The sequence below is a fragment of the Nocardia sp. NPDC055002 genome (genome assembly GCF_053608825.1).
In genome coordinates this window covers 139202-163688 of sequence record NZ_JBSGWE010000002.1, presented here as the reverse complement: position 1 = coordinate 163688, position 24487 = coordinate 139202, and the positions used below count along the sequence as shown (strand labels likewise).

Below are 24487 nucleotides of genomic sequence, written 5' to 3'. Positions count from 1 at the left end.
CTTTATTCCTCCCACGCCTCCGCCAGCAGCTGCCGCGTGTCGCGCAACAACTGAGGCATCACCTTCACCCCGCCGACCACGGTGATGAAGTTCGCATCCCCGCCCCAGCGCGGCACGATGTGCTGGTGCAGGTGGTCGGCGAGCGAACCACCGGCCACACCACCGAGATTGAGACCCACGTTGAATCCGGCAGGCCGCGAGACCTGCTTCATCACGCGGATGGCCCGCTGCGTGAAGGCCATCAGTTCCGCGCTCTCGGCGGTCGTGAGGTCCTCCAGGTCGGCTACCCGGCGGTAAGGCACCACCATCATGTGCCCTGGGTTGTACGGGTACAAGTTGAGCACGGCGTAGACATTCTCGCCGCGGGCGATGATCAGGCCGTCCTCGTCCGACATCTTGGGGATATCGGTGAACGGATGCCCGGTCGCGTCCTTGGGCTTGACCTCGCCGGTGATGTAGGACATCCGGTACGGGGTCCACAACCGTTGCAGGCGGTCGGGCTGGCCGGCCCCGGCGTCGACGATCGAGCCGGCCTCGGGGGCGAGGTTCTCGCTCATGCCTGAACCGCCGCGGAGACGACCTCGAACCCCTCGGCGGTGGGTGAGTCGTTCACGCGGTGGGCGACCCAGGTGGTGATGGTGGCGATCGCGTCGGCGACCGGCACGCCGTTGACCTGGGTGCCGTCGCGGAACCGGAAGCTCACCGCGCCCGCTTCCACGTCGCGCGCGCCCGCCAGCAGCATGAACGGCACCTTCTGCGCGGTCTGGTTGAAGATCTTCTTCTGCATCCGGTCGTCGCTGCGGTCCACCTGGGCCCGCACGCCGGCGTCGCGCAGCCGTTCGATCACCGAATCCAGGTGCGGGGCGAAGTTCTCCGCCACCGGGATGCCGACGACCTGCACCGGCGAGAGCCAGGCGGGGAAGGCACCGGCGTAGTGCTCGGTGAGGACGCCGAAGAAGCGTTCGATCGAGCCGAACAGGGCGCGGTGGATCATCACCGGACGCTGCTTGGTGCCGTCGGAGGCGGTGTACTCGAGGTCGAATCGATCGGGCAGGTTGAAGTCGAGCTGCACGGTCGACATCTGCCAGGTGCGGCCCAGCGCGTCCTTGACCTGCACGGAGATCTTCGGGCCGTAGAACGCGGCGCCGCCGGGGTCGGGCACCAGGTCGAGCCCGGAAGCCTCGGCGACCTTCTCGAGGGTTTCGGTGGCCTCGGCCCAGAGCTCATCCGAGCCCACGTACTTCTTCGGGTCCTTGGTGGACAGCTCGAGGTAGAAGTCGTCGAGACCGTAGTCCTTCAGCAGGCCGAGGACGAACTGCAGGGTGCTGGTGAGCTCGGCGTGCATCTGCTCTTTGGTGCAGTAGATGTGCGCGTCGTCCTGGGTCATGCCACGCACGCGGGTCAGGCCGTGGATCACGCCGGACTTCTCGTAGCGGTACACCGAACCGAACTCGAACATCCGCAGCGGCAGCTCACGGTAGGAACGACCGCGCGCGCCGAAGATCAGGTTGTGCATCGGGCAGTTCATCGGCTTGACGTAGTAGTCCTGGCCGGGCTTGCGGACGGTGCCGTCCTCGTTGAGCTCGGCGTCGAGGTGCATTGCCGGGAACATGCCGTCCTTGTACCAGTCGAGATGGCCCGAGATCTCGTACAGATGCCCCTTGGTGAGATGGGGGGTGTTGACGAACTCGTAGCCCGCGTCGACGTGGCGCTGACGCGAGTACTCCTCCATCTCCTTGCGGATGATGCCGCCCTTGGGGTGGAAAACCGGCAGACCCGAACCGAGCGCGTCGGGGAAGGAGAACAGGTCCAGCTCGAGGCCCAGCTTGCGGTGATCACGGCGCTCGGCCTCGGCCAGCAGCTCCAGGTAGGCGTCCATCGCCTCGGTGGATTCCCACGCGGTGCCGTACACGCGCTGCAGGTCCTCGCGGTCCTGGTCGCCACGCCAGTAGGCGGCCGAGGAGCGGGTGAGCTTGAACGCGGGGATGAACTTGGTGGTGGGGATGTGCGGGCCGCGGCACAGATCGCCCCACAGCTTCTCGCCGGTGCGCGGGTCGAGGTTGTCGTAGATGGTCAGCTCGTTGCCGCCGACCTCCATGATCTCGGGATCGTCGATGCCGGACTTGTCACTGATCAGCTCGAGCTTGAACGGCTCGTTCGCCAGTTCGACGCGGGCGTCGTCGATCTCCACGACGCGCCGCGAAAAGCGTTGCGCGCCTTTGATGATCTTCTTCATCCGCGATTCCAGCTTGGCCAGATCCTCGGGGGTGAAGGGCTTGTCGACCTGGAAGTCGTAGTAGAAGCCGTCCTTGATCGGCGGGCCGATCCCGAGTTTCGCGTCGGGGAACTCCTGCTGCACCGCCTGGGCCAGCACGTGTGCGGCCGAGTGCCGGATCACGCTGCGCCCGTCCTCGCTGTTCGCGGGGACCGGCTCGACGTCGGCGTCCTCCTCCGGAATCCAGGACAGATCCTTGAGCGCGCCGTCGACATCGCGCACGACCACGACGGTGTCGGGGCCCTTGGTGGGCAAACCCGCTTCCCGTACCGCCGCGCCCGCCGTAGTCCCGGCCGGCACTCGAACGAGGGCGACTGGACTGATGGGTGCAGAGGTGGTCACGGGGATGCTCTCCTTGACTTCGGTGCCGGGTCGATCCGGCAGTTCTCGCAGGGTCCTTCCTGCGCCCGCCCATGCTATCGGGAGCGTGCGTGGGGCAGCCCGCCTCCCCGGGAATCTCGGCCGGGCTCAGGTGCGTGTTGATCTTGGCAGGCGGCCGATGGTCAGGGCCGGGGCGGGTCGCCCCGAACCCCACGAGTTACCCCTGTGCTGACCAGATCAGTGGTGACCGCCGAGCGCTCAGAGACGTCCCAGCAGCTGCGCGCGGTCGGCGGGCGAGCGTTTCGGGCAGCTCGTGCACATCTCGCGGCCGGGCGCCTCGTAGACCAGGCAGCACGAGGCGCGGCGGACGAAGGTGCGGCCCGCGACGGTGACGAACCGCGGTGCGGGCAGGCGCGCGCCCACGTCTGCGGCCAGCCTGGTCGCCGCGTCCGGGGAGCCCGCGTCCAGCGCCCGGTTGCCGATGGCATCGGCGACAACCGCCCACAGCGCCGGAATCCCGGCCCCCGACACCGCCGCGACCTGGGAGATCACGGCGGTCAGGGTGTCACGCAAGGCAGCGGCGACCTCGTCGGCCGCTGCCGCACCGGTCTCGCCACCGACATCCGAGCGCACGGAACGGCCGGTGGCATCGACCGGCACCCGGTGGAACCGCGCGTGTTCGACACCACCGTCGGGCCGGACCACGCAGTCGAATTCGCCGAGGGCGGCGACCGGGGCGGGCGTGCCCGCCGCGTAGGCGACAGCGATCTGCTCGACCAGTGTCGAGGCGACCATGCACCACCACAGGGTGCCCGCGACCCGGGGAACATCGGTGCCCCAGGCACGGCTCAACGCGTCGATCCGCGCCGCGATCCAGGCGGGGTCGGTGAGGACGTGGCCGGGAACCGTGCTCACGACATCAGGGGACTGTGTAACCATGGCCAATCGACTCCGATCCACCCTGCGACCATCGAAAACGTACCGAGCAGCCACAACGTCACGAGGACGAGGGCGAAGGTGCCCACCGCGCCGAGCACCTTGATGAACCAACCGCGCGAGGTGTACCAGTCCATGACGATCCGGTACTTGCCGCGCACCCAGGTCAAGGTGTGGTGGGCCCAGACGAACTCGGTGGCCAGGATGCCGAATCCCGCGAACACCAGCGCCCAGCCGGGTCCGGGGTACGGGATCGTGACGATCCCGACGAGCAGGACCAGCCCACCGACCACGCCGACGACGATGCGGTAGCCGAGGTTGAGGGTAGGGCGCTGGGCGATGTGAGCCCGGAAGGCGCGCCCGCGTTCCTTCAACCCGTCCCACCGCCCCGGCTCGGCCGTGGACTCCTCGTCCGCGGAGTCGGGGCCGTCGGTGACACGCTCGGCGGCGGTCGGATCGCTGGTCATGATTTCCAGACTACGAGTCCGACCGCCCACCGGTCGCGGTGTCGTCAACCGGTGACGGCGAGTACGGCGTGATCGTCGATCGCGCTGACCCCGTCGAGCGTCACCTCGAGCACCCGCGAGGTCGCGATGTCGAAGAACAGCCCCGACACCGCCAGTCCGCGCTCGGTCACCGCCCGGCGCACCGCCGGATTACGTCCCAGGGTCTCGAGCTGCACGGCGACATTGACCATGCTCAGCTGGTCCACCTCGTCGTACCCGGCCGCCTTGGCCGCGGCGGCCACGGGATGGCCCGCGAGGAACCGCTCCACCGTCGGCTCGGCGTGGCGCAACCAGGAGCTCAGGCCGCCCTCGGTGGCGGCGGCGGAGTGCACCGCCTTCATCGCACCGCACGAGGAGTGCCCACACACCACCACCGAGCGCACCGCGAGGCTGTCCAACGCGAAACTCAGTGCCGCTTCGACGGAATCGTCACCGCTGACCGGGACCAGATTGCCCACATTGCGCACGGTGAACAGGTCGCCGGGACCGCTGTTGGTGATCACGTTGGGCACGATCCGCGAATCCGAGCAGGTCAGGAAGAACGAGTCCGGGTCCTGACTGTCGTGCAGCCCGTCCAGATGCGGTCGCACGACGTGCGCGTGGCCGCGGTGATAGGCCGCGACACCCGCGGTCACCGCGTCGCCGCCGGACTTCTGGTGCCGCCACGGGCGCAGCATGTCGTCGATGGCGGCGCGACCGAATCCGCGGATCGGCGGCGCGGCCGGGGTATCGGCCATCCGCGCACTGCCGATCTCGACGAAATCGACACGGCCACCGCCGCTTTCCTGCTGACGCTGCCACTCCTCGATCGCCTCGAACGCGGCGTGATCGAGGAAGTCGACGGTCATCTCGACGGTCACATCGGCGCCCGCGGGCACCTTCGCCAGCTCCCCCGACAGTTTCGGCAAGGCGAGGAAGGTGCACGAGCCGTCGATGTGGACCTGCCAGCGGCCGTCGGGCATCGGGGTCGCCGCCACCTGCACGCGCACGACCCGCCACAGCAGCAGCCCGAACGCCAGGGCGAGGCCGATGACCACGCCTTCGAGCAGGTTGGTGAACACCACGCCGAGCACGGTCACCACATAGACCAGCAGGTCACCGGTGCGCCGGGCCAACCGGATGTGGGCCAGTTTCACCAGCTGCATGCCGATGACGATGAGCAGACCCGCCAGCGCGGCCTTGGGGATCTGCTCCACCAGGCCGACCAGCGCCACCGAGAACAGCAGAATCCAGAGTCCGTGCAGCACGGTCGAGGCCCTCGTGCGCGCGCCCGCCTGCACATTGGTAGCGCTGCGCACGATCACACCGGTGATCGGCAGGCCACCGACCAGGCCCGAGACGACGTTCGCCGTGCCCTGGCCGATGAGTTCCCGATCGAAACCGGTGCGCGGACCGGTGTGCATCTTGTCGACCGCGACGGCCGAGAGCAGGCTCTCCACGCTGGCGATCAACGCGATGGTCAGCACCATCATGGCGACGGCGGACCAGTTGCCCGAGGGCAGTTCCGGCAGGCCGAGCGCGTCGAAGACCGACCCGCTCAGGGCGATGCGCTCGACCTCGGGCAGGCCGAGCGAGAGCACCGTGCCCACCAGCACCGCGACCAGCGGGCCCGGCACGGCGCGCAGCTTCGGTGGGACGTACTTCCAGCCGAGCATCACCGCGATCACCACGGCGCCGACGAGCGCGTCACTACCGTGCAGCGAGAGCAGCTGTCCGGGGAGTTCGATCAGATTGCGCAGCGCGGTGCTGTGCGAGGAACCGCCGAGCAGCACATGGATCTGCTGCAGGGCGATGGTGATGCCGATGCCGGCCAGCATGGCGTGGACCACCACGGGGGCGACGGCGAGCGCGGCCCGCGCGATCCGGCTGAGCCCGAACAGGATCTGCAGCACGCCCGCGGCGACGACGATGAAACAGGTGACGCGCCAGCCGAATTGCGCGATGGACTCGGCGACGACCACGGTCAGACCCGCGGCGGGACCGCTGACCTGCAGGACCGAGCCGCCGAGCAGGCCCGCGACCACGCCACCGATCACGGCGGCGACGAGACCGGCGGCGATCGGCGCGCCGGAGGCGACCGCGATGCCGAGCGAAAGTGGCAGTGCCACCAGGAAAACTACGATGGAGGCGGGTAGATCGTGACGCAGCAGCGTCTGTTGCCACGCGGGACGGGACGACTCGTTCGACGAGCCCTTCGCGGCAGGCGGGGCGAGGTCGTTCTCGACAGACATAACTCTCCTTCGCCGGCTCCCGGCGCTGGGCCGAGGCCGATCATCACGAGGACGGTGAAGCAAAGGGGCTGGAGCATTGACAGATGCCGGTGCGACGGCGAACCGGGTACGAATGGATCCAACCTATTAGTAAAGAATTGGCAAAGCCAGTGTGCCGCACAAATAGTGGGTCTCGCCATAACGGCAGGCAGGGTGTGGTGTGACCCACAACTATCCCCCTTTACACCGGTTCGGCGGCGGCGCGACGGGCCTCGTCGAAGTCGGCGATCCCGTCGGCGGTGATCTCGATGACCCGCGCGGTCGCCAGGTCGAAGAACAGCCCCGACACCGCGACCCCGCGCTCCCGGATGCCACTGCGCACCGCCGGATAGTCGATCAGGGTCTGCACCTGCCGGGCCACGTTCACCATGCCGAGCTGGTCGACCGAACCGAAGCCCGCCAGCCTGGCGGCCTCGGCAACGGGGTGACCGGCATGGAACGCCGCCAGCGTGGGCTGGGCATGGGCCAGCCAGTCGTCGAGTCCCGGCCCGGCTTGCACCTGGCGGTACAGCGCTTCCATCGCCCCGCAGCCACTGTGGCCGCACACCACCACCGAGCGCACGTCGAGCTTGTCGAGCGCGTAGATCAGTGCCGCTTCCACCGAGACGTCGGAGCCGCCGACCGGCACCAGATTGCCGACATTGCGCACCGTGAACAGGTCGCCGGGACCACTGCTGGTGATCACGTTGGGCACGATGCGGGCGTCGGCGCAGGTCAGGAAGAAGGTGTCGGCATCGGGCCGGTGCCGAAGCCCGTCCAGGTGCGGGCGCATCAGGTGCGCGTGCTGGCGATGGTAGGCCGCGATGCCCGCGGCGATCGGGTCGACGCCGCCGCTGCGCCGCCACGGCCGGATCGCCTCGTCGACCGCCTTCCGCGCGTGGCCGTGCTCGGGGGGCCCGTCGTGGGTGCGGGCCATCCTCGCGGCCCCGAGCTCGACGAAGTCGACTGTGCCGCCGCCGGATTCACGGGCGTCGGCCCACTCCGAGAGCAACTCGCACGCCGCGTGGTCGAGGAAGTCCACGCTCAGTTCGACGGTCACGTCCACACCCGCCGGCACCTTCGCCAGTTCGGACGTGAGCCGGGGCGCGGCCAGGAACGTGCAGGTGCCCGCGATGCGTACCAGCCAGTTCCCGTCGGCGCGCGGCGCCGCGACGATGGTGAACTTCACGACCCGCCACAGCAGCAGCGCGAACGAGGCGAGGAGTCCGATCACCATGCCCTGCAACAGGTTCAGCGCCACCACGGCGATGACGGTGACCAGGTAGACGTAGATGTCGCCGGTGCGGCGGGCACGCTTGATGTGCGCCAGCTTCACCAGCTGCACCCCGATCAGCACCAGCAGCCCGGCCAGCGCCGCTGTCGGAATCTGGCGGACCAGGCCGACCAGCACGATCGCGAACACCAGGATCCAGCCACCGTGCAGCACGGTGGCCGCCCTGCTGCGGGCGCCCGCGTTGGCGTTGGTGATGCTGCGCACGATGACCGCGGCGATCGGCAGGCCGCCCAGCACGCCGGAGACCATGTTCGCCGCACCCTGACCGAGCAGTTCCCGGTCGAAGTCGGTGCGCTGATCGGGGCGCAATTTGTCGACCGCGACAGCCGAGAGCAGCGTCTCCACACTGGCGATGAGGGCGATGGTGAGCATGGTGAGCGCGATCGGCAGCCACCCGCCGTGCGGCAGCGCGGGCAACCCGATGCCGTCGAGCAGCGAGCCGTCGAGGCGCACCCGTTCCACCGTCACCGGCAGCACCAGCGAGACCACCGTCGCCACCACCACCGCGACGAGCGGGCCGGGCACCACCCGTACCCGGCGCGGCAGATACTGCCATCCGATCAGCACGGCGATCACGAGCAGCCCGACGAACAGGTCACCCTTCTGCACCGACATCACCTGATGCGGGAGCGCGACGATGCTCGCCCACGGCGAGCTGACCGTCGCGCCGCCGAGCAGGACGTGGACCTGCTGCAGCGCGATCACCACTCCGATGCCGGCGAGCATCGCGTGCACCACGACCGGCGCGATTCCCAGCGCGGCGCGCGCGATCCGACTGAGCCCGAACAGAATCTGTAGTACACCAGCGCCGACAGTGATGAAACACATAGCGGCCCAGCCGAATTGCTGGACCGCTCCCGCCACGACGACGGCGAGACTCGCGGTCGGCCCGCTGACCTGAACCTTCGAGCCGCCGAGCAACCCGGCGACCACCCCGCCGACAGCGGCGGCGATGAGCCCGGCGACGACCGGTGCGCCGGAGGCCAGTGCGACGCCGAGCGACAGCGGCAGGGCCACCAGGAAGACCACCAGTGACGCCGGAAGGTCTTGCTGGAGAACCGATTTCAGTGACGCGCACGACATCGGACGCGCCGTCGCGGTGGTAGTGGTCGTAGTGGTGCCCGGATCATTGTCGGTCATCATTCTCCTTCGCCGGGGCGGGTGAGCTCCCGGTTCATCGGTCGAACATGCACTGGCAATTGATGCTGAGCTGCGAGCGAACGGCGGATCTGCAGCACTGCTCGAAGAGATCGGACCCCAGACACAGAGTCGGGTTAATAGTAAAGAAGTTCCCAAGCATTAGAAAACGTTCTGGGAAGAATGGGACGGAATCGCCGTCGTTCTGTGACCTCAGTCACAGAGCAGGTTCTCGGCCAGCTGCCGTTGCGTCGCCTGGTCGAGACCGGCACGGGTCGCCCACGCGGTGGGGCCACCGTGCTCGGTGTCCAGGTGGGTCAGGAACTGGCGCATGGTGATCGCGTCGGCGGCGAACACCCAGGCGGGGAGCCGATCGGCCGCGTCATCCGGTCGGGCAGGCCGGCCGTCGCGAGCCCGCAGCGCGGCGATGTTCGGGGTGGTCGCGGCGTAGTCGGCGATGATGTCGTCGGCGCGTACCCCGGCTACCGCGAGCAGCAGGGCGATCACCACCCCGGTCCGGTCCTTGCCCGCGGCGCAGTGGATCAGCGCGGGCAGCTGCCCCGGAACCGAGAGCAGACGCAGCACGGCGGCGATGTTCTCGCTGCTGTGCTCGAGGTATTCGCAGTACCGGTCGAACATGCTCCCGTCGGGCGAGACCTCGGTGAGGTCGAGCCGCACCCGGTCCGCGCCGTAGACGTGCAGGTTCCGGTAGTCGGCGACGGCGTCGACCACCGCACCCGTTCCGTCCGTGACGATCTCGTCCGGCGCGCGCAGGTCGACGACCGTGCGAAGTCCGCAGTCGGTGAGCAGAAACGACACGTCCCCGGCATCCAGCCGGGTGAGCAGATCCGACCGAAACACCCGCAGGCGACGCACCTGCCGCCCGTCCACTGTGCGCAATCCACCCAGATCGCGCGCGTTCACCGCACCGCGCAGCGGCAATTCCCGGCCCATCGCAGAACTCACACCGTTGGTCATCACAATCCCCGTTCTCACTTTTCGCGGCACCTGCCGCCAAACATTGATCAACGGTATTCGGTGCCGAGCACCCGCAATTCCGAAATCCGCTCTCCCCGAACGCGCTTCCGGCTATTTGCGCAGGTCAGAACACTCCATACGTCGATTCGATCGCGAAATGCGATGGACGGATCGAAATATTCGATACGAGTCGGCGGCAGCTGTTCTCATCGATACCGTCGGCACGAAAACTTCCGTGTCGAAAGGTATGTCGCATGCACCTGACAATCGTCGGAAACCGAGCCGGTATGCCCGCCGACGGCGCAGCCAGTTCGGGCTATCTGGTCGAAACCGGCCAGTCGAGAATTCTGCTCGACTGTGGTCCCGGCATCGCGGTGATGCTCGGCAACTACCTGCACGCGAGCCTGCTCGACGCGGTGGTGATCAGCCACCTGCATCTGGATCACTGCTACGACGTGCTGCCCATCGGCAAGCAGGCGATGCGCCGAGCCCCCGGCGCCCCGGACCGCCGGATCAAGCTGTTCGTGCCGAAAGGCGCTCGCGCGAGGCTGGATCAGCTCGCCGCGCTGTTCCCGGTGAAGACCTTTCCCGACCTGAATCGGGCGTTCGACCTGGCCTACGAGGTCATCGAATACGAGCGCGGCGCAACGCAGACGCTCACCGACTGCAGCATCGAGCTGGTGCCCATGGTGCACACCGAACCCGCCTGCGGGATCCGGATCGAAAGTCCCACCGGCAGTATCGCGTTCACCGGCGACACCGGCTGGAACGACAACCTGGTCGCGCTCGCCGCCGATGTCGACATCTTTCTCGCCGAGTCCACCCTCGCCGAGCCGGATCACACAGCTCACGGCCATCTATGCGCCACCGAGGTCGGCCGGGCCGCCGCGGCCGCGGGTGCGCGCTCGGTGGTGCTGACCCATCTCGGCTCGGCACAGCCGCAATGGCAGCAGGCTCGATGCGACGACGTGTCGGCGGAGTTCGACGGGCCCGTACACCTGAGCCGACCCGGCATGCGGTTCTCGGTGCCCGCCGAACAGCCGAGCTGAGCGCTACACCGCGACCGTCAGTGTCGCGAGGCCGCGCAGGTTGATCCGGCCGTTCCAGGTCTGGTCGACCACCGCGGCCTCGGGAAAACGGGCCACGAAGCGCGGGAACACGATCCGCGCCTCCATCCGGACCAGGGCGGCGCCGAGGCAGTGGTGGATGCCCGCGCCGAGCGAGACGTTCTGGTGCGCGTTCGGCCGGTCCAGGCGCAGGTCGTCGGCGTCGGCGCCCCAGAACTCCGGGTCCCGGTTGGCGGCGGCCAGCGCGCCGATCACCCAGCTGCCCGCCGGGATCTCGTGCTCGCCGACGCGCAACGGCGCGAGGGTGATCCGGCGCATCAGGTGCACCGGGGTGTCGAAACGCATCAGTTCGTCGACGGCGCCGGCCGCCAGGTCCGGCTCGGTGCGCAGCCGCCGTGCCTGGTCCGGGTGCCGCAGCAGTGACAGGATTCCGCTGCCGAGATGGGTCACCGTGGTCTCGTGGCCGGCGATGTAGAGGAACATCACCTGCGAGATCAGCTCGTCCTCGCTGAGCATGTCGCCGTTGTCCTCGGCGCTGATCAGCGCGGTGAGCAGGTCGTCGCCGGGGGCGGCGCGCTTCCAGCGGATCAGTTCACGGACCATCCCGAACAGTTCCTGGTTGGCGGCCCTGATCCGGTCCTGGGTCTCGGCGCTCGCGAACGGCTCGAACACCAGCACGACGATTTCGGTCAGCTCGCGCAACCGGGTGTGCTCGCCGACGGGGATGCCGAGCATCTCCGAGATGATGGTGAACGGCAGCGGAAAGGCCAGTTCGGCAATGACATCCGCCGTGCCCGCCGCGGCGATCCGGGCCAGCGCTTCCTCGACGAGTTCCTCGACGCGGGGCTGCAACGATTCGATGGACCGGGGTGTGAAGGCTTTCGACACCAGCCGCCGCAGGCGGGTGTGGTCGGGCGGATCCTGGTCCAGCATCGACAGCCCGCCCATCACCCGGCTCTCCTTGCGGACCTCGGTGCTGCCGCTCTTCCACGCGGGCAGATGCCGCAGGTGCTGCTCGTCGACGGAGTGCGGCGAGCGCTGCAGCGCGGCCACGTCGGCGTGCCGGGAGATGATCCAGAATCCGAGCGGATGTTGCTGCGCGGGTCCGGCGGCGCGCAGCTGGGCGTAGTGCGGATAGGGGTCGTCGGCGAATCCCGGTGCGGTGGGATCGAAGACGAAGGTCTCGGTGCTCATTCCAGGTATCGCTTTCTTGCCGCTGCTCGCATGATCTTTCCGCTGCTCGTCTTCTGCACGGTGTTCGGCGCGGCGAGCACCACGTCCGCCACGGCGAGTTCGTGCTCCTGCGTCACCGCTGCCCGGATGGCACCCACGATGTCGTCGGCATCGGCATCGGCGTCGCGCTCGAGCTCCTGGACGACGACCAGTTTCTCGCCGTCGCGTCCCGGCACCGCGAACGCCGCGCCACTGCCGGGTCGTAGCGCCGGGTGCGCGCGCGCCACGGTGTGCTCGATGTCGTGCGGGTAGTAGTTGCGGCCCCGGATGATGATCATGTCCTTGAGCCGGCCCACCACGTACAGTTCACCGTCGACGACCAGGCCGAGGTCGCCCGTGCGCAGGTAGGCGCGCTCGGCATCGTCGGCGAGGCGAGCCTGGAAGGTCGCGGCGGTCGCCTCGGGCAGGCCCCGATAGCCCTGGGCCACATGGTCACCCGCCACCCAGATCTCCCCTGCCCGATCCGGCGGGCAGAGCTCGCCCGTCTCCGGGTCGACGATGCGCAGGTCCTCACCCGGCAGTACCACTCCCGAACCGACGAGCGTGCGACCCTGATCCACCGCGGCCGCGACATAGCGTCGATCGGCGAGCGCGTCGATGTCGGCGTCCAGCAACCGCGGACCGCGTCCCTTCCCGCTCGCCGAGACCAGCAACGTGGCCTCCGCCAGCCCGTAGCAGGGGAACACCGATTGGGCGCCGAACCCCAGCGGGGCAAAGGTTTTCGCGAATCGGTCGAGGGTTTCGGCCCGGATCGGCTCGGCGCCGTTGAAGGCGACCTTCCAGGAGCTCAGGTCCAGATCGGGCAGTTCGCCCGCCGCCGCGCGCGCGACACAGGCGTCGAAGGCGAAGTTCGGGCCGCCACTGGTGTGCGCGCGATAGCGCGAGATGGCCTCGAGCCACCGCAGGGGGCGCCGGATGAAGGTTGTCGGCGACATCTGGATACAGGTTGCGCCGACGTACACCGGTTGCAGCACATTGCCGATCAGGCCCTGATCGTGGAAGAACGGCGCCCAGCCGACGACGGTCGAGTCGCGGTCGTGGCCGAAACTGTGCCGGATCATCTCCTCGTTGGCCACGAGATTTCGATGCGTCACCATCACGCCCTTGGGCGCTGAGGTCGACCCGGAGGTGTATTGCAGGAACGCCACCGAATCCGGATCCACCGCCATCGGCGTGAAATCGGTTTCCGCCGTAGGCAATTCGTCGACGGCCAGCCACTGCTGTGCGGTACAGAGCGGCTCGAGCACCGATCGCAGGGGCTCGAGCACCTCCCCGATCGTCAGCACGGCGGTGGGGGCGCAGTCGGCGACGATGGCGCGGGTCGCGTCCTGAACCTTGCCGCGCCGCGGCGGATTCACCGGCACGGCGACGATATTCGCGTAGAGGCAGCCGAAGTAGGCGGTGATGAATTCGACGCACTGCGGGAAGACCAGCAGGGCACGGTCGCCCGGTTCGCACCGCGCGCGCAGCAGTCGCGCCACCGCCATCGCCTGGTCGTGGAGTTCTCGATAGGTCGTGGTGGTGTGCTCGGCACCGTTGTCGTCGAGGAAGATGTAGGCGATGCGGTCCGGCTCGTCGACGGCGCGACGCGCGAGGATGTCGGGTAATAGCTGCACGTCGGTCCTCAGGTCAGGGCGGCGGTCATGATCGCCGCGATAGCCGCGCGATGTCGATGGTGGAACAGGTGATCACCGGTGAACTCGTGCGTGGCGAACGGGCCGTCCGTCACCGTGCCCCACGCCCACACTTCTTCGGGATCGGCGATCGGGTCCTCGGTGCCGTAGAACGTCGTGATCGGGCAGGCGAGCCGAGGGTGCGGCCGGTGGCTGTACTCCTCCGACAACTCCAGATCCGCCCGCGTCAGCGGCAGCGCGTACCGCAGGAAGCTCGCGCTGCGGCCCGCCGCGCCCCACGCTCCCATCGCCGCCATCGCGTCGGCGAAGTCCTGGTCGGGCAGGCGATGCAGGACCGCGCGACTCGCCGCCAGGTGCGGTGCGCGGCGACCGGAGACGAACAGGTGGATCGGTGGCCGATCCGCGAGGGTCAGCGCACGGGCCAGTTCATAGGCGATCAGCGCGCCCATGCTGTGGCCGTAGATCGCCACCGGCGTTTCCGCCGATTGGGTTATCTGGCCGACCAATTCGTCGACCGCCTCGTCGACCCGGTGCAGCGGCGGCTGCTGCGCGACGTCCTCGCGGCCGGGGAGCTGGACGCGGACCACCCCGATCTCGGGCCCGAACAGGTCGGGCCAGCGGTTGAACGACGACGCCCCGGCGCCCGCGTGCGGGATGCACACCAGCCGGACCGCCGCGGGCGCGGTGTCGCTGCGCAACCATGACTTGACCAGTCCGGTGCCCGTCACGGTGCCCGCCGTACGTCGACGGGCAGGCTCTTCAGGCCGCGCACGATGAAACTGTGGTCCTGCCACTCGAGTTCGGCCGGTCGTTGTTCCAGGTGTTCGGAACGGACGAACAGGTACTCGAAGGCGACCTGTGCCTGCAGTTCGGCGAGAAGTCCGCCGAGGCACCCGTGCATACCGTGGCCGAAGCCCAGATGTCCACCGCCGGTGCGGGTCAGGTCGAACTCGTCGGGTCCGGCGAAGACGGCGGGGTCGCGGTTGGCCGCGCCGAGACACACCAGGATCTGGTCGCCGGCCGAGATCCTGGCACCGTCGAGCTGGATATCGCGGGTGGCCAGGCGCTTGGTCAATTGCAACGGCGGGTCGTAGCGCAGCGCCTCGGTGACCGCGGCCTCGACCGATTCCGGTCCGCGGTGCAGCAGCGCGGCCTGCTCGGGGTGCCGCAGCAGGGCGAGCGTTCCGTTGCCGATCAGCGATTTGGTGGTCTCGTTGCCCGCGACGAAACACATGATGCAGACGAACACCAGCTCCTCGTCGGAGAGCACATCCCCGCCCGCGGTCCGCGCGGCGAGCAGCTGGCTGATCAGATCGGTGCCCGGCCGGGCTCGCCGTTCGGACAGCACGGCGTCGATGGCGGCGGCGAACTCCTCGACCACCGCGCAGACGCGCTCGAAGTCCCCGGCCTTCATCATTCCGGGTTCGAGCAGGAATCGGATGTCGTGGGTCCACGGCCCGACCCGGCCGCGCAACTCCTCGGGCAGATCCATCCACTCGCACAACACGGCGACCGGCAGCGGCGCGGCCAGGTCGGCGATGACATCCAAGCCGCCGTCGCGCCAGGCTCGCTCCATCAGATCGCCGGCGACCCGGGTCACCAGCGGTCGCAGCGATTCCACCGACCGGGCGGTGAACACCCGGTTCACCAGCCCGCGCAACCGCGCGTGATCGGGATTGTCGGTGAACACCAGCGACTTACGTCCGAGGCGTTCGATCTGCGCGACGCTGCAGTGCCCGAGCCGCTCGGCCTGCCTGCTCACCAGACTGGGGATCAGCCCGGCGCTGAACGAGCGGTCGTGCAGTACGCCGCGCACCTCGGCGTGCCGGGTGAGCACCCACATGCCGAGCGTCCGGTGCACCGGCTCGGCCTCGCGCAACTGCTGGTAGAGCGGATACGGGTCGTGCCGGAATTCGGCGCTGAAGGGGTTGAACCGAACCCGGGTCCTGGTCGGTGCGACGGGGTCGGGCGAATGCGTGGTCATGCCGACCGCACGCGTCGATCGGTGAAGAATCCGGTGCGGTAGGGCGCCAGCACCAGCCGCAGCAGGCCGATCTTGCCCATCCGGAAACCGAGCGCCGACAGCTTCAGATAGCGCTCGTAACGGGCGACCACGTCGGCGCCGACGATCTCGACGGCTTCGGCGCGGTGGGTCCGCAGTCTGCGCGCCCACTGTTCACACGTCCAGGCGTAGTCGAGGCGCCCGTTGCTGATCGAGCGCACCTCGAACAGTCCCTCGGCCGCGGCGGTGATCTCGGCCAGGGTCGGCAGGTCGGCGTCGGGGAAGATCTCCTGCTGCATGAAGGCGCTGGCCTGGTCGCGGGACATGTTCGCGTAGGCGATGGTCTGCAGCGACAGCATGCCGTCGGGCTCGAGCCAGTCACGGCACCGCGTGAAGAAGTCCCGGTACACACCGATCTTCTGTTCCGGCGAATCGTCGGGGGTCGCGAAGTGTTCGAACGCGCCGATCGAGATGATGCCGTCGAAGCGGGTGTCCGGCTCGTAGTGCAGCCAGTTCTCGGTCCGCACTTCGACGCCCGGGCAGGCGCGCGCGCGGACGAACTCGGCCTGCTCGGGGCTCAGTGTCAGCCCGACAGACCTGGCCACGCCCGCTCCGGCCAACCGTTCGAGGATCGCGCCCCACCCGCAGCCGATGTCGAGGACGGTGGCGGCGTGCTCGGCGCCGATCGCGTCCAGGTGGAATCGCAGTTTGCGGTCCTGGGCGAGTTCCAATGTGTCATCGGGGTTTTCGCGCAGGGCGCAGGAGTAGGACAACGACTCGTCGAGCCAGAGGCGATAGAAGTCGTTACCCGCGTCGTAGTGGTGACGGATCGCTGCGGCGGCCGCGACGGACCGCTCGATATGCACCGACATCGCTACCCCACACTCCGCCGGCTCTGCTCGTGCAGGTAGGCGGCGACGGCGTCGAGGTTCGGGTTGTCGAACAGGTCCTCGGGCGCCAGATCGACGCCGTAGCGGTCCTCGACCTCGATCAGCAGCGCCACGGCGAGGGCCGAGTCGATGCCGAGGCGGTCGAAATCGGTGGCCGGGTCGATGGTGGCGGCCGGTACCTCGAGCAGACTCGCGAGGTATTCCTGGCACCAGGTGACAATGGCTTCTTTACTCGTATCCATGGTGAGAATTCCTTAGATTCGCTTGGCTGCCATGCGTTCGGCGGAGGGCATTTTCAGGTCCCAGGCGAGACCACAGAACGACAGTGTCCGAATAAGCCAGAAACCGGGGTCGAGTCGATACCAGTCCAACCCGAAAGAGGGCGACTCGGGAAACGCGTGGTGATTGTTGTGCCACGACTCCCCCAGTGTCGCCAGCGCGAATAAACCACCGTTGTGGCTGTTCTCACGGGATTCGTACCGACGGGTGCCGAACATGTGCAGGAACGAATTGATCGCCCACACGATGTGCTCGAGAACGAAGATGCGTACCAGTCCGCCCCAGAGCAGGCCGGCGACCGCGCCGGTCCAGCTCATCGAGACCAGGCCGCCGATCACCGTCGGGATCAGCAGCCCCAGCGCCACCCAGTAGTAGTAGAGGCGGGCGATGCGGACCAGGCCACGGTCCTTGATCAGATCGGGTGCGTAGTGCACCACGTTCGGGTACTCGTGGCGGCGCATCCACAGGAAATGCGAGTGGGCCAGGCCGCGCAGGGCCCCGCGCAGGCCGTCTCCGGCGAGGTTGGGTGAGTGCGGGTCGCCTTCGCGATCGCTGTACTCGTGGTGGCGCCGGTGCAGCGCGACCCAGGAGATGACCGGGCCCTGGCCCGCCATCGAACCGAGGATCGCGAGCACCCAGGTCACCCACGGCGCCGCCTTGAACGTGCGGTGGGTGAACAGCCGGTGGTAGCCGACGGTCACGCCGAGTCCGGTGAGCAGCCACATCCCGAAGAGCAGGGCGAATTCCAGCAGACCGAAGGGCCGGACCAGCAGGAAGGCGAAGGCTACGACGGTGCCGATGATCGGGAGAATATCGAACAGCAGGAAATGGCGTCGTTGCAGTCGATGAATATAGGGACTGCTGATCGTTTTTCTGCGCGGATCGGGATTCATTTGTTCACTTCACCTCAGCGGTATAGAAACCGGGCGCAACATTATTACCGTAACCATCGCTTCAGCGGTCGGCGACGGCGTGTGACAATTGCCGATCGTCGGATCGGAATTGTTTATGACGGACCAGCGACAGCGCGACACTCAGCGCGCCGAAGCCGGTGGCGAACATCCAGAGGTGATCGGCGCCGAAGACCGCGATGACGGCTCCACCGATCGACGAGCCGAGTGCGGCCCCGAGATACAAGGCCGAGCCGTTGAGCGACAACAACATCGGTGCCTGCTCGGGGGCGGCGTCGGCGATCATGCTGTGTTGCTGCGCGGGCAGAAAGGCCCAGCCGACCACACCCCAGATCGTGACGAAGGCGACGGTGCTCGCCAAGGTGTGCGCGGCGATCGGCTGCCAGGCGAGGTTCGCGGTGAAGATCGTCAGCGCGCCGAGCAGGACCGGCCGGGCGCCGAATCGGTCGACGAGCACGCTCCCGCCCCACAGGCCGAAGATCGCGCCGACGCCGTGCGCCATGATCAGCGCGCCGACGTAGTCCGCCCCCACGGCCGGGACCTCGGCGTAGATGGGGCCCACGTAGGTGAAGACCATCAATCCCGCGGTCATGCCCGAGATCGTCACCGCGAGCCCCAACCACACCGGTGGGTGCCGCAAGGGCGCGAGTCGCTGACGCAGCGACACCAGGGGTGTGGTGTCGCCCACCGGAACCGTCAGTGCCACACCGACAGTCGTGATCACCGCCACCGCGGCGACGGCGACGAACGCCATCCGCCACGACGACAGCCCGGCGACCCACACCCCGAGCGGCACACCGGCCACGGTGGCGATCGAGATGCCGCCCAGGATGACCGCCAGTGCCCGTCCGCGACGGTCCGCCGTGGCCATCCCGGCCGCCGCCGCGGCGGCCAGGGGCACATAGATCCCCGCGACGCACCCGGCCGCGATGCGAGCCACCGCCATCACCCAGGGCGACCAGGCCACCGCGGCGAGCAGATTGACGACGGCGAACAGCGCGATCGCGGCCAGCAGCAGTTGCCGTGGCGAGCGCACCCGCAGCACAGTGACCACGACGGGTGCGCCGAGCGCGTAGGCCAGCGAGTAGCCGGTGACGAACAACCCGGCGCCGGCGACGGAGACCCGCAGGTCGGCCGCCATCGGTGCCAGTACCCCGGCGACGAGGTAGTTGTCGGTGCCCGCGCAGAACGCGCCGAGCGCGAGCACCAGGACCGGCAGCCACCGAATCGACGACGGCACGGCGTCGGTGTCCGTCACCGGATGCCCGTGCGCTTCACCAGGGTTGGGCGTCGGCATCGCGCAACTCCACGGCGACATCGATGAGTTCGTAGATCCGCATACTCGGTTTCCAGACGCTCGCGTCGGCGATCACCCGGATCCGGCCGGGGCGCCGTTCGACGCTTTTGATGTGCACCTCGAGGGTCATCAGCTCGTCGGTCGCCAGGATCTGCCCGCGATACCGCCACGACATCGACACTCCCACCGGGAGCACGAATTCCGGCGCGACCAGCTCGGCGGCGAGGCCGGAGTCGACCGTCCACTCCTGCATCGCCTGGATCACCGCCTCGACCCCGAGCGATCCCGGCATCACCGGGTCGAGGTAGAAGTGGTAGCCGAAGAACCAGTCGTCGGCGGCGACCGGGCGGGTGGCACGCAGGTAGCCGAGCCCGAATGTGCCCGCGCCGTCGACGGTCTCGATGCTGTCGAGCATCGCCAGGTGCCCGACCGCGCACGGCATGCCGGTGCCCGCGGCGCGCCTGGCCGCCACGTCGATCACCCGGACAGCGGGGCGGCGCTGCTGGCTGTCGAGCCACGTCGGCACGAACTCGCCGTTGTCGAGTCCGTTCTGGTTCGCCAGCGCCGGGGCGTTGAAGAACCCGAACAGCGACTCCCCCGCGTAGAACGGTTCACCGTCCACCGCGAGTTCGTAGGAGAACGTCTGCAACACGACGCCGACCAGGACGGTGGTGTCGATCAGCCTGCTGGTCTGCTGAATCGTCTTGTCCCGCAGGTCGACCTCGCGCAGTACGGTCGCGGAGCCGTCGAGATTGCGCAGGCTGAAATCCTCCCCCGGCGAAGTGAGGGTGGCGCCGAGGAAGTAGCCGAGCAGCAACGCCGATTGCAGCGAGGTCTCCATGTAGACGACGTTGGGCATGGAGGCGTTGGCCGACTCGAGGTAGTACCAGGAGTCGGCGGGCGAGTCGTACTCGGTGTGCGAGCTGCCCGCGTCGAGCTGTCCGCGTCGTCCGTCGACGGCCATGACCCGGTCGCAGAGCTGGAGTCCGTGGTTGGGCATGCGGGTGGCCCTGCGACCCGCGTAGCCCGAGAACTCGGGGCCGAGCGCGATGCCGAGGTCACCGCGGGCGCTGTGGGTCATGTGGAATTCGCCGAGCAGCGCACGCTGCCCGAAGGCGTTGCGGCGGCCGAGGAATCGGGGAATCTCGCCGCCGACCTCGGGACCGATCGGCAGACCCGGTTCCTCCGCGACCGCGAGGGTGAGGCCGTGCACGCGCGCCACTACTTCACCCGCACACCGGATCTCGGCGTTGATCCGGAGCCAGGGACGCGGAAGCAGGTCGATCTGGACCACGTCGGCGATCAGCTCGACGGGGCCTGTCATCGGCGCGGACACGGTCACCTCGAAGGGCTCGCCCGCCTGGAATCGGGCCCCGGCCAGGCACAGCTGCAAGCCCGCGCGCACCGCGAAGACCTGGGCGGCCTGCCAGGTGAGCTCGGTTGCCGAGGTGACCGGATCGGGGCCGTCGACGCGGCAGGTGGCCCGCAATCGCCCTCTGGCCCATGGCCCTTCACGTCCGGCGATCTCGAGCACCTCGGTGAGGGTGCCGTGGGTGCCGTCGGTCAGCCGGATGTCGGGGTTGACGCCTTCCTGGTCGTAGGCCGGACCGAAGACAGCGGCGATGTCGCCCCTGCCCAGCGCGGCGAGGTCGGTGCCGTTCAGTGTGGTGATGGGCGTGCGGGCGAGGAACTTGAAGGCGTTCATGGTGGTCGCGGGCGCAGGCAGCTCGAAGACCACCGGGTGCCCGGGCGCCGCGGAGACCGCGAGACCGGTTGCCGGCGTGTAGTCGACCATCACCGCGAAGGACTGTTCCGCCCAGCTGGGCGACACGGGAGCGATTTCCGTGTCGGTCCGGACGACGCGCTCCTCGTGACCGAGACTTGCGAGGGCGCGCCGCTGCAATGCGGTCTGCACGTCCATCGCCGACAGGTGCGCAGTCACCAGCTCGGACCGGACCTCGTGCAGGAGGGCGGAAATGGGGTCGACAGGCACGTCGCCCGCCGGTGCGGGGGCCGAAGGTGCCGGTGCGGTGGTGTGTCGCACCGCGGGCACCGCCGAGCTCGGCGACGGGGCCTCCGGTGCCGTGGCCGGCGGGGATGACGGTGCGGGGGCGGGCCTGGTGGCCGGCTCCAGTGCCAGCGACCAGGCCAGGACGTCGAAGGGCTCACCGTCGAAGTCGAGGGTGTCCAGTGGTGTGATGGTCATCGGATCTCCATTCCTCACATCGACGATGCTCACGCGCGCTGCTCGCGTAACCGCACGGCCTCGGCGAACTTCTCGGTCATCTCCGGGGTGGCGATCACGGCGAGATCGGAGTAGCGCTGCAGCACAGTGCCGTTCGGATCACACGCCGTGACGGTCACGGTGACCTCGGTGCCGGTCGCGTTGGCACGCAGGTCGTCGACCACCAGCACGAACGAACTGTCGTCCGGCAAGGGGGCGAAGTACTCGATGCGCCCGATCGACAGCGGCAGGCAGGCCGAGTTCATGAACCACACACCGAGCAACGCGCCGGCCTGGATCGCGACGTCGGCCAGCACCGGACTGTGCAGTGCCCCCGCGTAGTTACCGGTGCCGATGCGGGCGTCGGGGAGCTTGCCTTCGACGACGAGGCGGCGGTCGGCTCGTTCCAGAATGCGGCGCACGCCCTGCAGCAGCGGCCCGTGGAACAGGTCCGCGGCACGGTAGACGTCGAGCCCGTTCTCCGGTCCCACACCGATCGCGTACCCCGGCCAATCGGAAACGACGGGAGCGGGCCGTGTTTCAGCGGCGAGGAGGAAGGTGCCGGTGAAGTGCGACGGCGCCAGTGTCTTGCCCGGTTCGTCGCTGCGGATCCAGACCGTGACGCTGAGACCGTCGTCGACGACCGTCCCCGCCTGCGCCTCGAGCCGGTAGGAGCGTTCGTCCTTGCCGTCGTAAACGATGCCCCGCAGTACCTCGAAGCCGGTGCATTCCACCACCCGCAGGCCGGGGTTCGCGCGCTCGAGCACGTTGATCGCCCAGCCGAGTCCGGCGGCCGCCGGGAACACCGGGAACTTGCCGACGCGATGATCGCCGATCACCGCGTCCCCAGCCAGCGGCGCGAGATCACGGTGCGTAGCGAAAGGGCCGGTCGGGGTGAGGGTCACGGCCGTGGCCAGCGGTGCCGCGGGACCGACCAGCACCGACACGTCGTCGGCGCGAGCGGGAGCGAACTGTTCGGCGAACATCCGGGCTCCGGCGTCCATCCCGAGCAGCGCGACACCGCGGGCGAGGAAGACTTCGCGCAACTGCGGAGTCACCATGCCGCCGTCCCACGCACCCCAGTTGACGGTGGTGACGTGTCCGGCCAGACCCTGCCGTCGCCAGCTCACCGCCGCCCGGTTGAGGGCTTCGTTGGCGACCGCGTAGTCGGCCTGACCCGGATTGCCGTAGACCCCGGCCACCGACCCGAACAGGATGAGGTGCCCGAGCGTGGCCTCGCGCAGGGCGGTGACCACGTTGTACAGCCCGTCCAGCTTGGTCGCGAGGACGAGGCGGATGTCGTCGGCCGTCTTGGCGGGGAGCAGGGAATCCGCGAGGGCGCCTGCCCCGTGCACGATGCCGGTGATCCGGCCCGCGTCCGGTGCGAGTGCCCGCTCGGTGGCTTCGGCGTCGGTGATGTCGACCGCGAGGTAGCGCACCCGTGCGCCGGTCTCGGCCACGGCATCGACGGTCGCGCGGATCTCACGCTGTGCCAGGAGGTTTCGGGTGAGGCGGTCGACCTGCTTCGGGGTCGGCTGCTCACCCGCGGCACGCACAGCGGCGATGGCAGCGGCCTTGAGGGCGTCATCGGCGACGCCCGCCGCCCATTCCGGCTCGGCCTCGAGTTCGGTGCGTCCGAGCAAGAGGAACTCGCAGGGCGTGCGAACGGCCAGTGCACGAACACACCGCGCGGTCACTCCCCGGGCGCCACCGGTGACGACGAGAACATCGTCGGTGGTGAGGGCGAGTTCGGTGGCCGAGGCGGAACTTTCGACCGCCTGCGGACGCAGCGTCCAGCGGGTGTGGTCGGCGTCGACCCCGACTTCGCGAGCGTCGATCGCGGCGTCGTCGAGTTCGGCGAGGACGGAGACGATCAGTGCCTCGTCGGTCAGCAGCGGCGAGAGATCCAATGCCCGGCAGAACACTCCGGGCGCTTCCTGCGCGAGGGTCTTCACCAGACCGCTGACCCCGCCGACAACGGCGGCGGCTGCCGCTCGTTCACCTCGGTGGCCGAGCACCCCGTCGATGCGGGTGAGCGTGACGAACGCCGCCCGCGTCCCGGCTTCGGCGGTCGCCATCAGGCGGTCGTGCACCAGCGTGGCGGTGTGGATCGTATCGGCGAGCCGATGACCGCCCACCAGCCACTGGCTGTCCGCGGGCAGCACGGTCAGGCACAGATCCAGCCGCGCGACATCTTTCAGCGCGGCCTCGATCGCCCCCTGTACGGTGGCGCCGTCCCATGCGGCTACTCCGGCGTCGTCGCGGGCCGCGACGGCGGCCGTGCGCACGGTCCATCCCTGCTGTTCGAGGCCGGTCGCGAGAGCCGCCGCGGCGTTGTCACCGTGGTCGACGATCAGGGCCGTCCGCTCCGCCGCGTAGGGCTGGTCGACGCGGTCGATGGGGGGAAGTTCGACCGGCACGATCCGCAGCAGCACCGGATCGTTCTCGATCCCGGCCTGGCCGGATCCCGGCTGAAGCTCTTGTTCACCGGCGGCTTCCGAACCGCCACCCACCGTGGGGGCAGCCGGGGTGGTGGCGGGAGCGGCGGAGCCGGCGACGAAATCGACGATGTCGCTCAGCGTCCGCAGTTCGGCGACCTGCTCAGGACCCACGGCGGGCACACCGTCGATGCGCTCACCGACCGCACCCATGATCTGCACCCGCTTGATCGAATCCACACCGAGATCGGCTTCCAGATCCAGCGACAACGCCAGCATCTCCGTCGGATAGCCCGTCTTCTCGGAGACGACCTGCACCAACACCGACCACACCGCATCGGCGTCGACCACCGATTCGGTCGCGGGCGCTACGCCAGGTGCCGAAACGACCGACGCGGCGACGAAATCCACGATGTCGCTCAGGGTCCGCAGTTCGGCGACCTGCTCCGGGCCCACGGCGGGCACCCCGTCGATACGCTCACCGACCGCACCCATGATCTGCACCCGCTTGATCGAATCCACACCGAGATCGGCTTCCAGATCCAACGACAACGCCAGCATCTCCGGCGGGTAACCCGTCTTCTCCGAGACGACCTGCGACAGCACCGACCACACCGCATCGGCGTCGAGCGCCGGACCGGTCGTCGCCGGGCCCGCACTCGGACCCGAAACCACGGACGCGGCAACGAAGTCCACGATGTCGCTCAGCGTCCGCAACTCCGCGACCTGCTCCGGGCCCACGGCGGGCACCCCGTCGATACGCTCACCGACCGCACCCATGATCTGCACCCGCTTGATCGAATCCACACCGAGATC

The 24487-nt window shown here is 68.7% G+C and carries 18 protein-coding genes; 1 reads left to right on the top strand and 17 read right to left on the bottom strand.

Annotation, left to right across the window (positions count from 1 at the left end):
• Nucleotides 1-2: 2 nt before the first annotated feature.
• The 7 genes from ACWF99_RS07935 to ACWF99_RS07905 form a co-directional block, all read right to left on the bottom strand.
• Nucleotides 3-557: an HIT family protein gene (locus ACWF99_RS07935; RefSeq protein ID WP_378626868.1), complete on the bottom strand. Its 555-nt coding sequence runs from the start codon at nucleotides 555-557 to the stop codon at nucleotides 3-5.
• Nucleotides 554-2617 (bottom strand): threonine--tRNA ligase, encoded by a 2064-nt coding sequence (gene thrS / locus ACWF99_RS07930; protein ID WP_452535441.1) that lies wholly within the window; start codon nucleotides 2615-2617, stop codon nucleotides 554-556. The genes ACWF99_RS07935 and thrS overlap by 4 nt, the downstream gene beginning before the upstream one ends.
• A 237-nt stretch (nucleotides 2618-2854) precedes the next feature.
• Nucleotides 2855-3511 (bottom strand): (2Fe-2S)-binding protein, encoded by a 657-nt coding sequence (locus ACWF99_RS07925; protein ID WP_378626865.1) that lies wholly within the window; start codon nucleotides 3509-3511, stop codon nucleotides 2855-2857.
• Nucleotides 3508-3999 carry a TIGR02611 family protein gene (locus ACWF99_RS07920; RefSeq protein WP_378626864.1) on the bottom strand — a complete coding sequence of 164 codons (492 nt, stop codon included), beginning with the start codon at nucleotides 3997-3999 and terminating at the stop codon, nucleotides 3508-3510. Before ACWF99_RS07920 ends, ACWF99_RS07925 begins: the two co-directional genes overlap by 4 nt.
• Nucleotides 4000-4043: 44 nt before the next feature.
• Nucleotides 4044-6269 (bottom strand): SulP family inorganic anion transporter, encoded by a 2226-nt coding sequence (locus ACWF99_RS07915; RefSeq protein WP_452535438.1) that lies wholly within the window; start codon nucleotides 6267-6269, stop codon nucleotides 4044-4046.
• Nucleotides 6270-6489: 220 nt separating this feature from the next.
• Nucleotides 6490-8724, bottom strand: a complete 2235-nt coding sequence (locus tag ACWF99_RS07910; RefSeq protein ID WP_452535436.1) for a SulP family inorganic anion transporter — start codon at nucleotides 8722-8724, stop codon at nucleotides 6490-6492.
• 207 nt (nucleotides 8725-8931) lie between these two features.
• The gene (locus tag ACWF99_RS07905) at nucleotides 8932-9696 is read right to left on the bottom strand and encodes a tyrosine-protein phosphatase (RefSeq protein ID WP_378626859.1); all 765 of its coding nucleotides are present in this window, start codon (nucleotides 9694-9696) and stop codon (nucleotides 8932-8934) included.
• 254 nt (nucleotides 9697-9950) lie between these two features.
• Here ACWF99_RS07905 and ACWF99_RS07900 point away from each other — a divergent pair, with 254 nt between their 5' ends.
• Nucleotides 9951-10745: an MBL fold metallo-hydrolase gene (locus tag ACWF99_RS07900; protein WP_378626857.1), complete on the top strand. Its 795-nt coding sequence runs from the start codon at nucleotides 9951-9953 to the stop codon at nucleotides 10743-10745.
• A 3-nt stretch (nucleotides 10746-10748) separates the two neighbouring features.
• Here ACWF99_RS07900 and ACWF99_RS07895 read toward each other — a convergent pair whose 3' ends face one another.
• From ACWF99_RS07895 to ACWF99_RS07850, 10 genes are all read right to left on the bottom strand, one after another.
• A complete protein-coding gene (locus tag ACWF99_RS07895; protein WP_378626856.1) occupies nucleotides 10749-11957 on the bottom strand; it encodes a cytochrome P450 in 1209 nt (402 codons plus the stop codon).
• Nucleotides 11954-13612 (bottom strand): fatty acyl-AMP ligase, encoded by a 1659-nt coding sequence (locus ACWF99_RS07890; RefSeq protein ID WP_452535435.1) that lies wholly within the window; start codon nucleotides 13610-13612, stop codon nucleotides 11954-11956. Before ACWF99_RS07890 ends, ACWF99_RS07895 begins: the two co-directional genes overlap by 4 nt.
• Nucleotides 13613-13620: 8 nt before the next feature.
• Nucleotides 13621-14358, bottom strand: coding sequence for a thioesterase II family protein (locus tag ACWF99_RS07885; protein ID WP_452535434.1), 738 nt, complete (start codon nucleotides 14356-14358; stop codon nucleotides 13621-13623).
• Nucleotides 14355-15614: a cytochrome P450 gene (locus tag ACWF99_RS07880; protein WP_452535432.1), complete on the bottom strand. Its 1260-nt coding sequence runs from the start codon at nucleotides 15612-15614 to the stop codon at nucleotides 14355-14357. The genes ACWF99_RS07885 and ACWF99_RS07880 overlap by 4 nt, the downstream gene beginning before the upstream one ends.
• A complete protein-coding gene (locus ACWF99_RS07875; RefSeq protein ID WP_452535430.1) occupies nucleotides 15611-16504 on the bottom strand; it encodes a class I SAM-dependent methyltransferase in 894 nt (297 codons plus the stop codon). Before ACWF99_RS07875 ends, ACWF99_RS07880 begins: the two co-directional genes overlap by 4 nt.
• A gap of 2 nt (nucleotides 16505-16506) precedes the next feature.
• Nucleotides 16507-16764, bottom strand: coding sequence for an acyl carrier protein (locus tag ACWF99_RS07870; protein ID WP_056810906.1), 258 nt, complete (start codon nucleotides 16762-16764; stop codon nucleotides 16507-16509).
• 12 nt (nucleotides 16765-16776) lie between these two features.
• Nucleotides 16777-17694: an acyl-CoA desaturase gene (locus tag ACWF99_RS07865; RefSeq protein ID WP_452535428.1), complete on the bottom strand. Its 918-nt coding sequence runs from the start codon at nucleotides 17692-17694 to the stop codon at nucleotides 16777-16779.
• Nucleotides 17695-17755: 61 nt separating this feature from the next.
• Entirely contained in the window at nucleotides 17756-19009 is a 1254-nt protein-coding gene (locus ACWF99_RS07860; protein ID WP_452535426.1) for an MFS transporter, read from the bottom strand.
• Complete coding sequence (locus ACWF99_RS07855; RefSeq protein WP_452535424.1) at nucleotides 18987-21215, bottom strand: beta-ketoacyl synthase; 2229 nt, start codon at nucleotides 21213-21215, stop codon at nucleotides 18987-18989. The genes ACWF99_RS07860 and ACWF99_RS07855 overlap by 23 nt, the downstream gene beginning before the upstream one ends.
• Nucleotides 21216-21244: 29 nt before the next feature.
• On the bottom strand, nucleotides 21245-24487 hold a 3243-nt coding region (locus ACWF99_RS07850), incomplete at its 5' end, for an SDR family NAD(P)-dependent oxidoreductase (RefSeq protein WP_452535422.1).

What these genes read in the sequence shown, in the direction of transcription:
- ACWF99_RS07920 (WP_378626864.1), bottom strand. Translation starts at nt 3,999, where the DNA reads ATGACCAGCGATCCGACCGCCGCCGAGCGTGTCACCGACGGCCCCGAC.
- ACWF99_RS07865 (WP_452535428.1), bottom strand. Translation starts at nt 17,694, where the DNA reads ATGAATCCCGATCCGCGCAGAAAAACGATCAGCAGTCCCTATATTCAT.
- ACWF99_RS07905 (WP_378626859.1), bottom strand. Translation starts at nt 9,696, where the DNA reads ATGACCAACGGTGTGAGTTCTGCGATGGGCCGGGAATTGCCGCTGCGC.
- ACWF99_RS07935 (WP_378626868.1), bottom strand. Translation starts at nt 557, where the DNA reads ATGAGCGAGAACCTCGCCCCCGAGGCCGGCTCGATCGTCGACGCCGGG.
- ACWF99_RS07915 (WP_452535438.1), bottom strand. Translation starts at nt 6,269, where the DNA reads ATGTCTGTCGAGAACGACCTCGCCCCGCCTGCCGCGAAGGGCTCGTCG.
- ACWF99_RS07875 (WP_452535430.1), bottom strand. Translation starts at nt 16,504, where the DNA reads ATGTCGGTGCATATCGAGCGGTCCGTCGCGGCCGCCGCAGCGATCCGT.
- ACWF99_RS07870 (WP_056810906.1), bottom strand. Translation starts at nt 16,764, where the DNA reads ATGGATACGAGTAAAGAAGCCATTGTCACCTGGTGCCAGGAATACCTC.
- ACWF99_RS07900 (WP_378626857.1), top strand. Translation starts at nt 9,951, where the DNA reads ATGCACCTGACAATCGTCGGAAACCGAGCCGGTATGCCCGCCGACGGC.
- ACWF99_RS07860 (WP_452535426.1), bottom strand. Translation starts at nt 19,009, where the DNA reads ATGCCGACGCCCAACCCTGGTGAAGCGCACGGGCATCCGGTGACGGAC.
- ACWF99_RS07855 (WP_452535424.1), bottom strand. Translation starts at nt 21,215, where the DNA reads ATGACCATCACACCACTGGACACCCTCGACTTCGACGGTGAGCCCTTC.
- ACWF99_RS07910 (WP_452535436.1), bottom strand. Translation starts at nt 8,724, where the DNA reads ATGATGACCGACAATGATCCGGGCACCACTACGACCACTACCACCGCG.
- ACWF99_RS07880 (WP_452535432.1), bottom strand. Translation starts at nt 15,614, where the DNA reads ATGACCACGCATTCGCCCGACCCCGTCGCACCGACCAGGACCCGGGTT.
- ACWF99_RS07895 (WP_378626856.1), bottom strand. Translation starts at nt 11,957, where the DNA reads ATGAGCACCGAGACCTTCGTCTTCGATCCCACCGCACCGGGATTCGCC.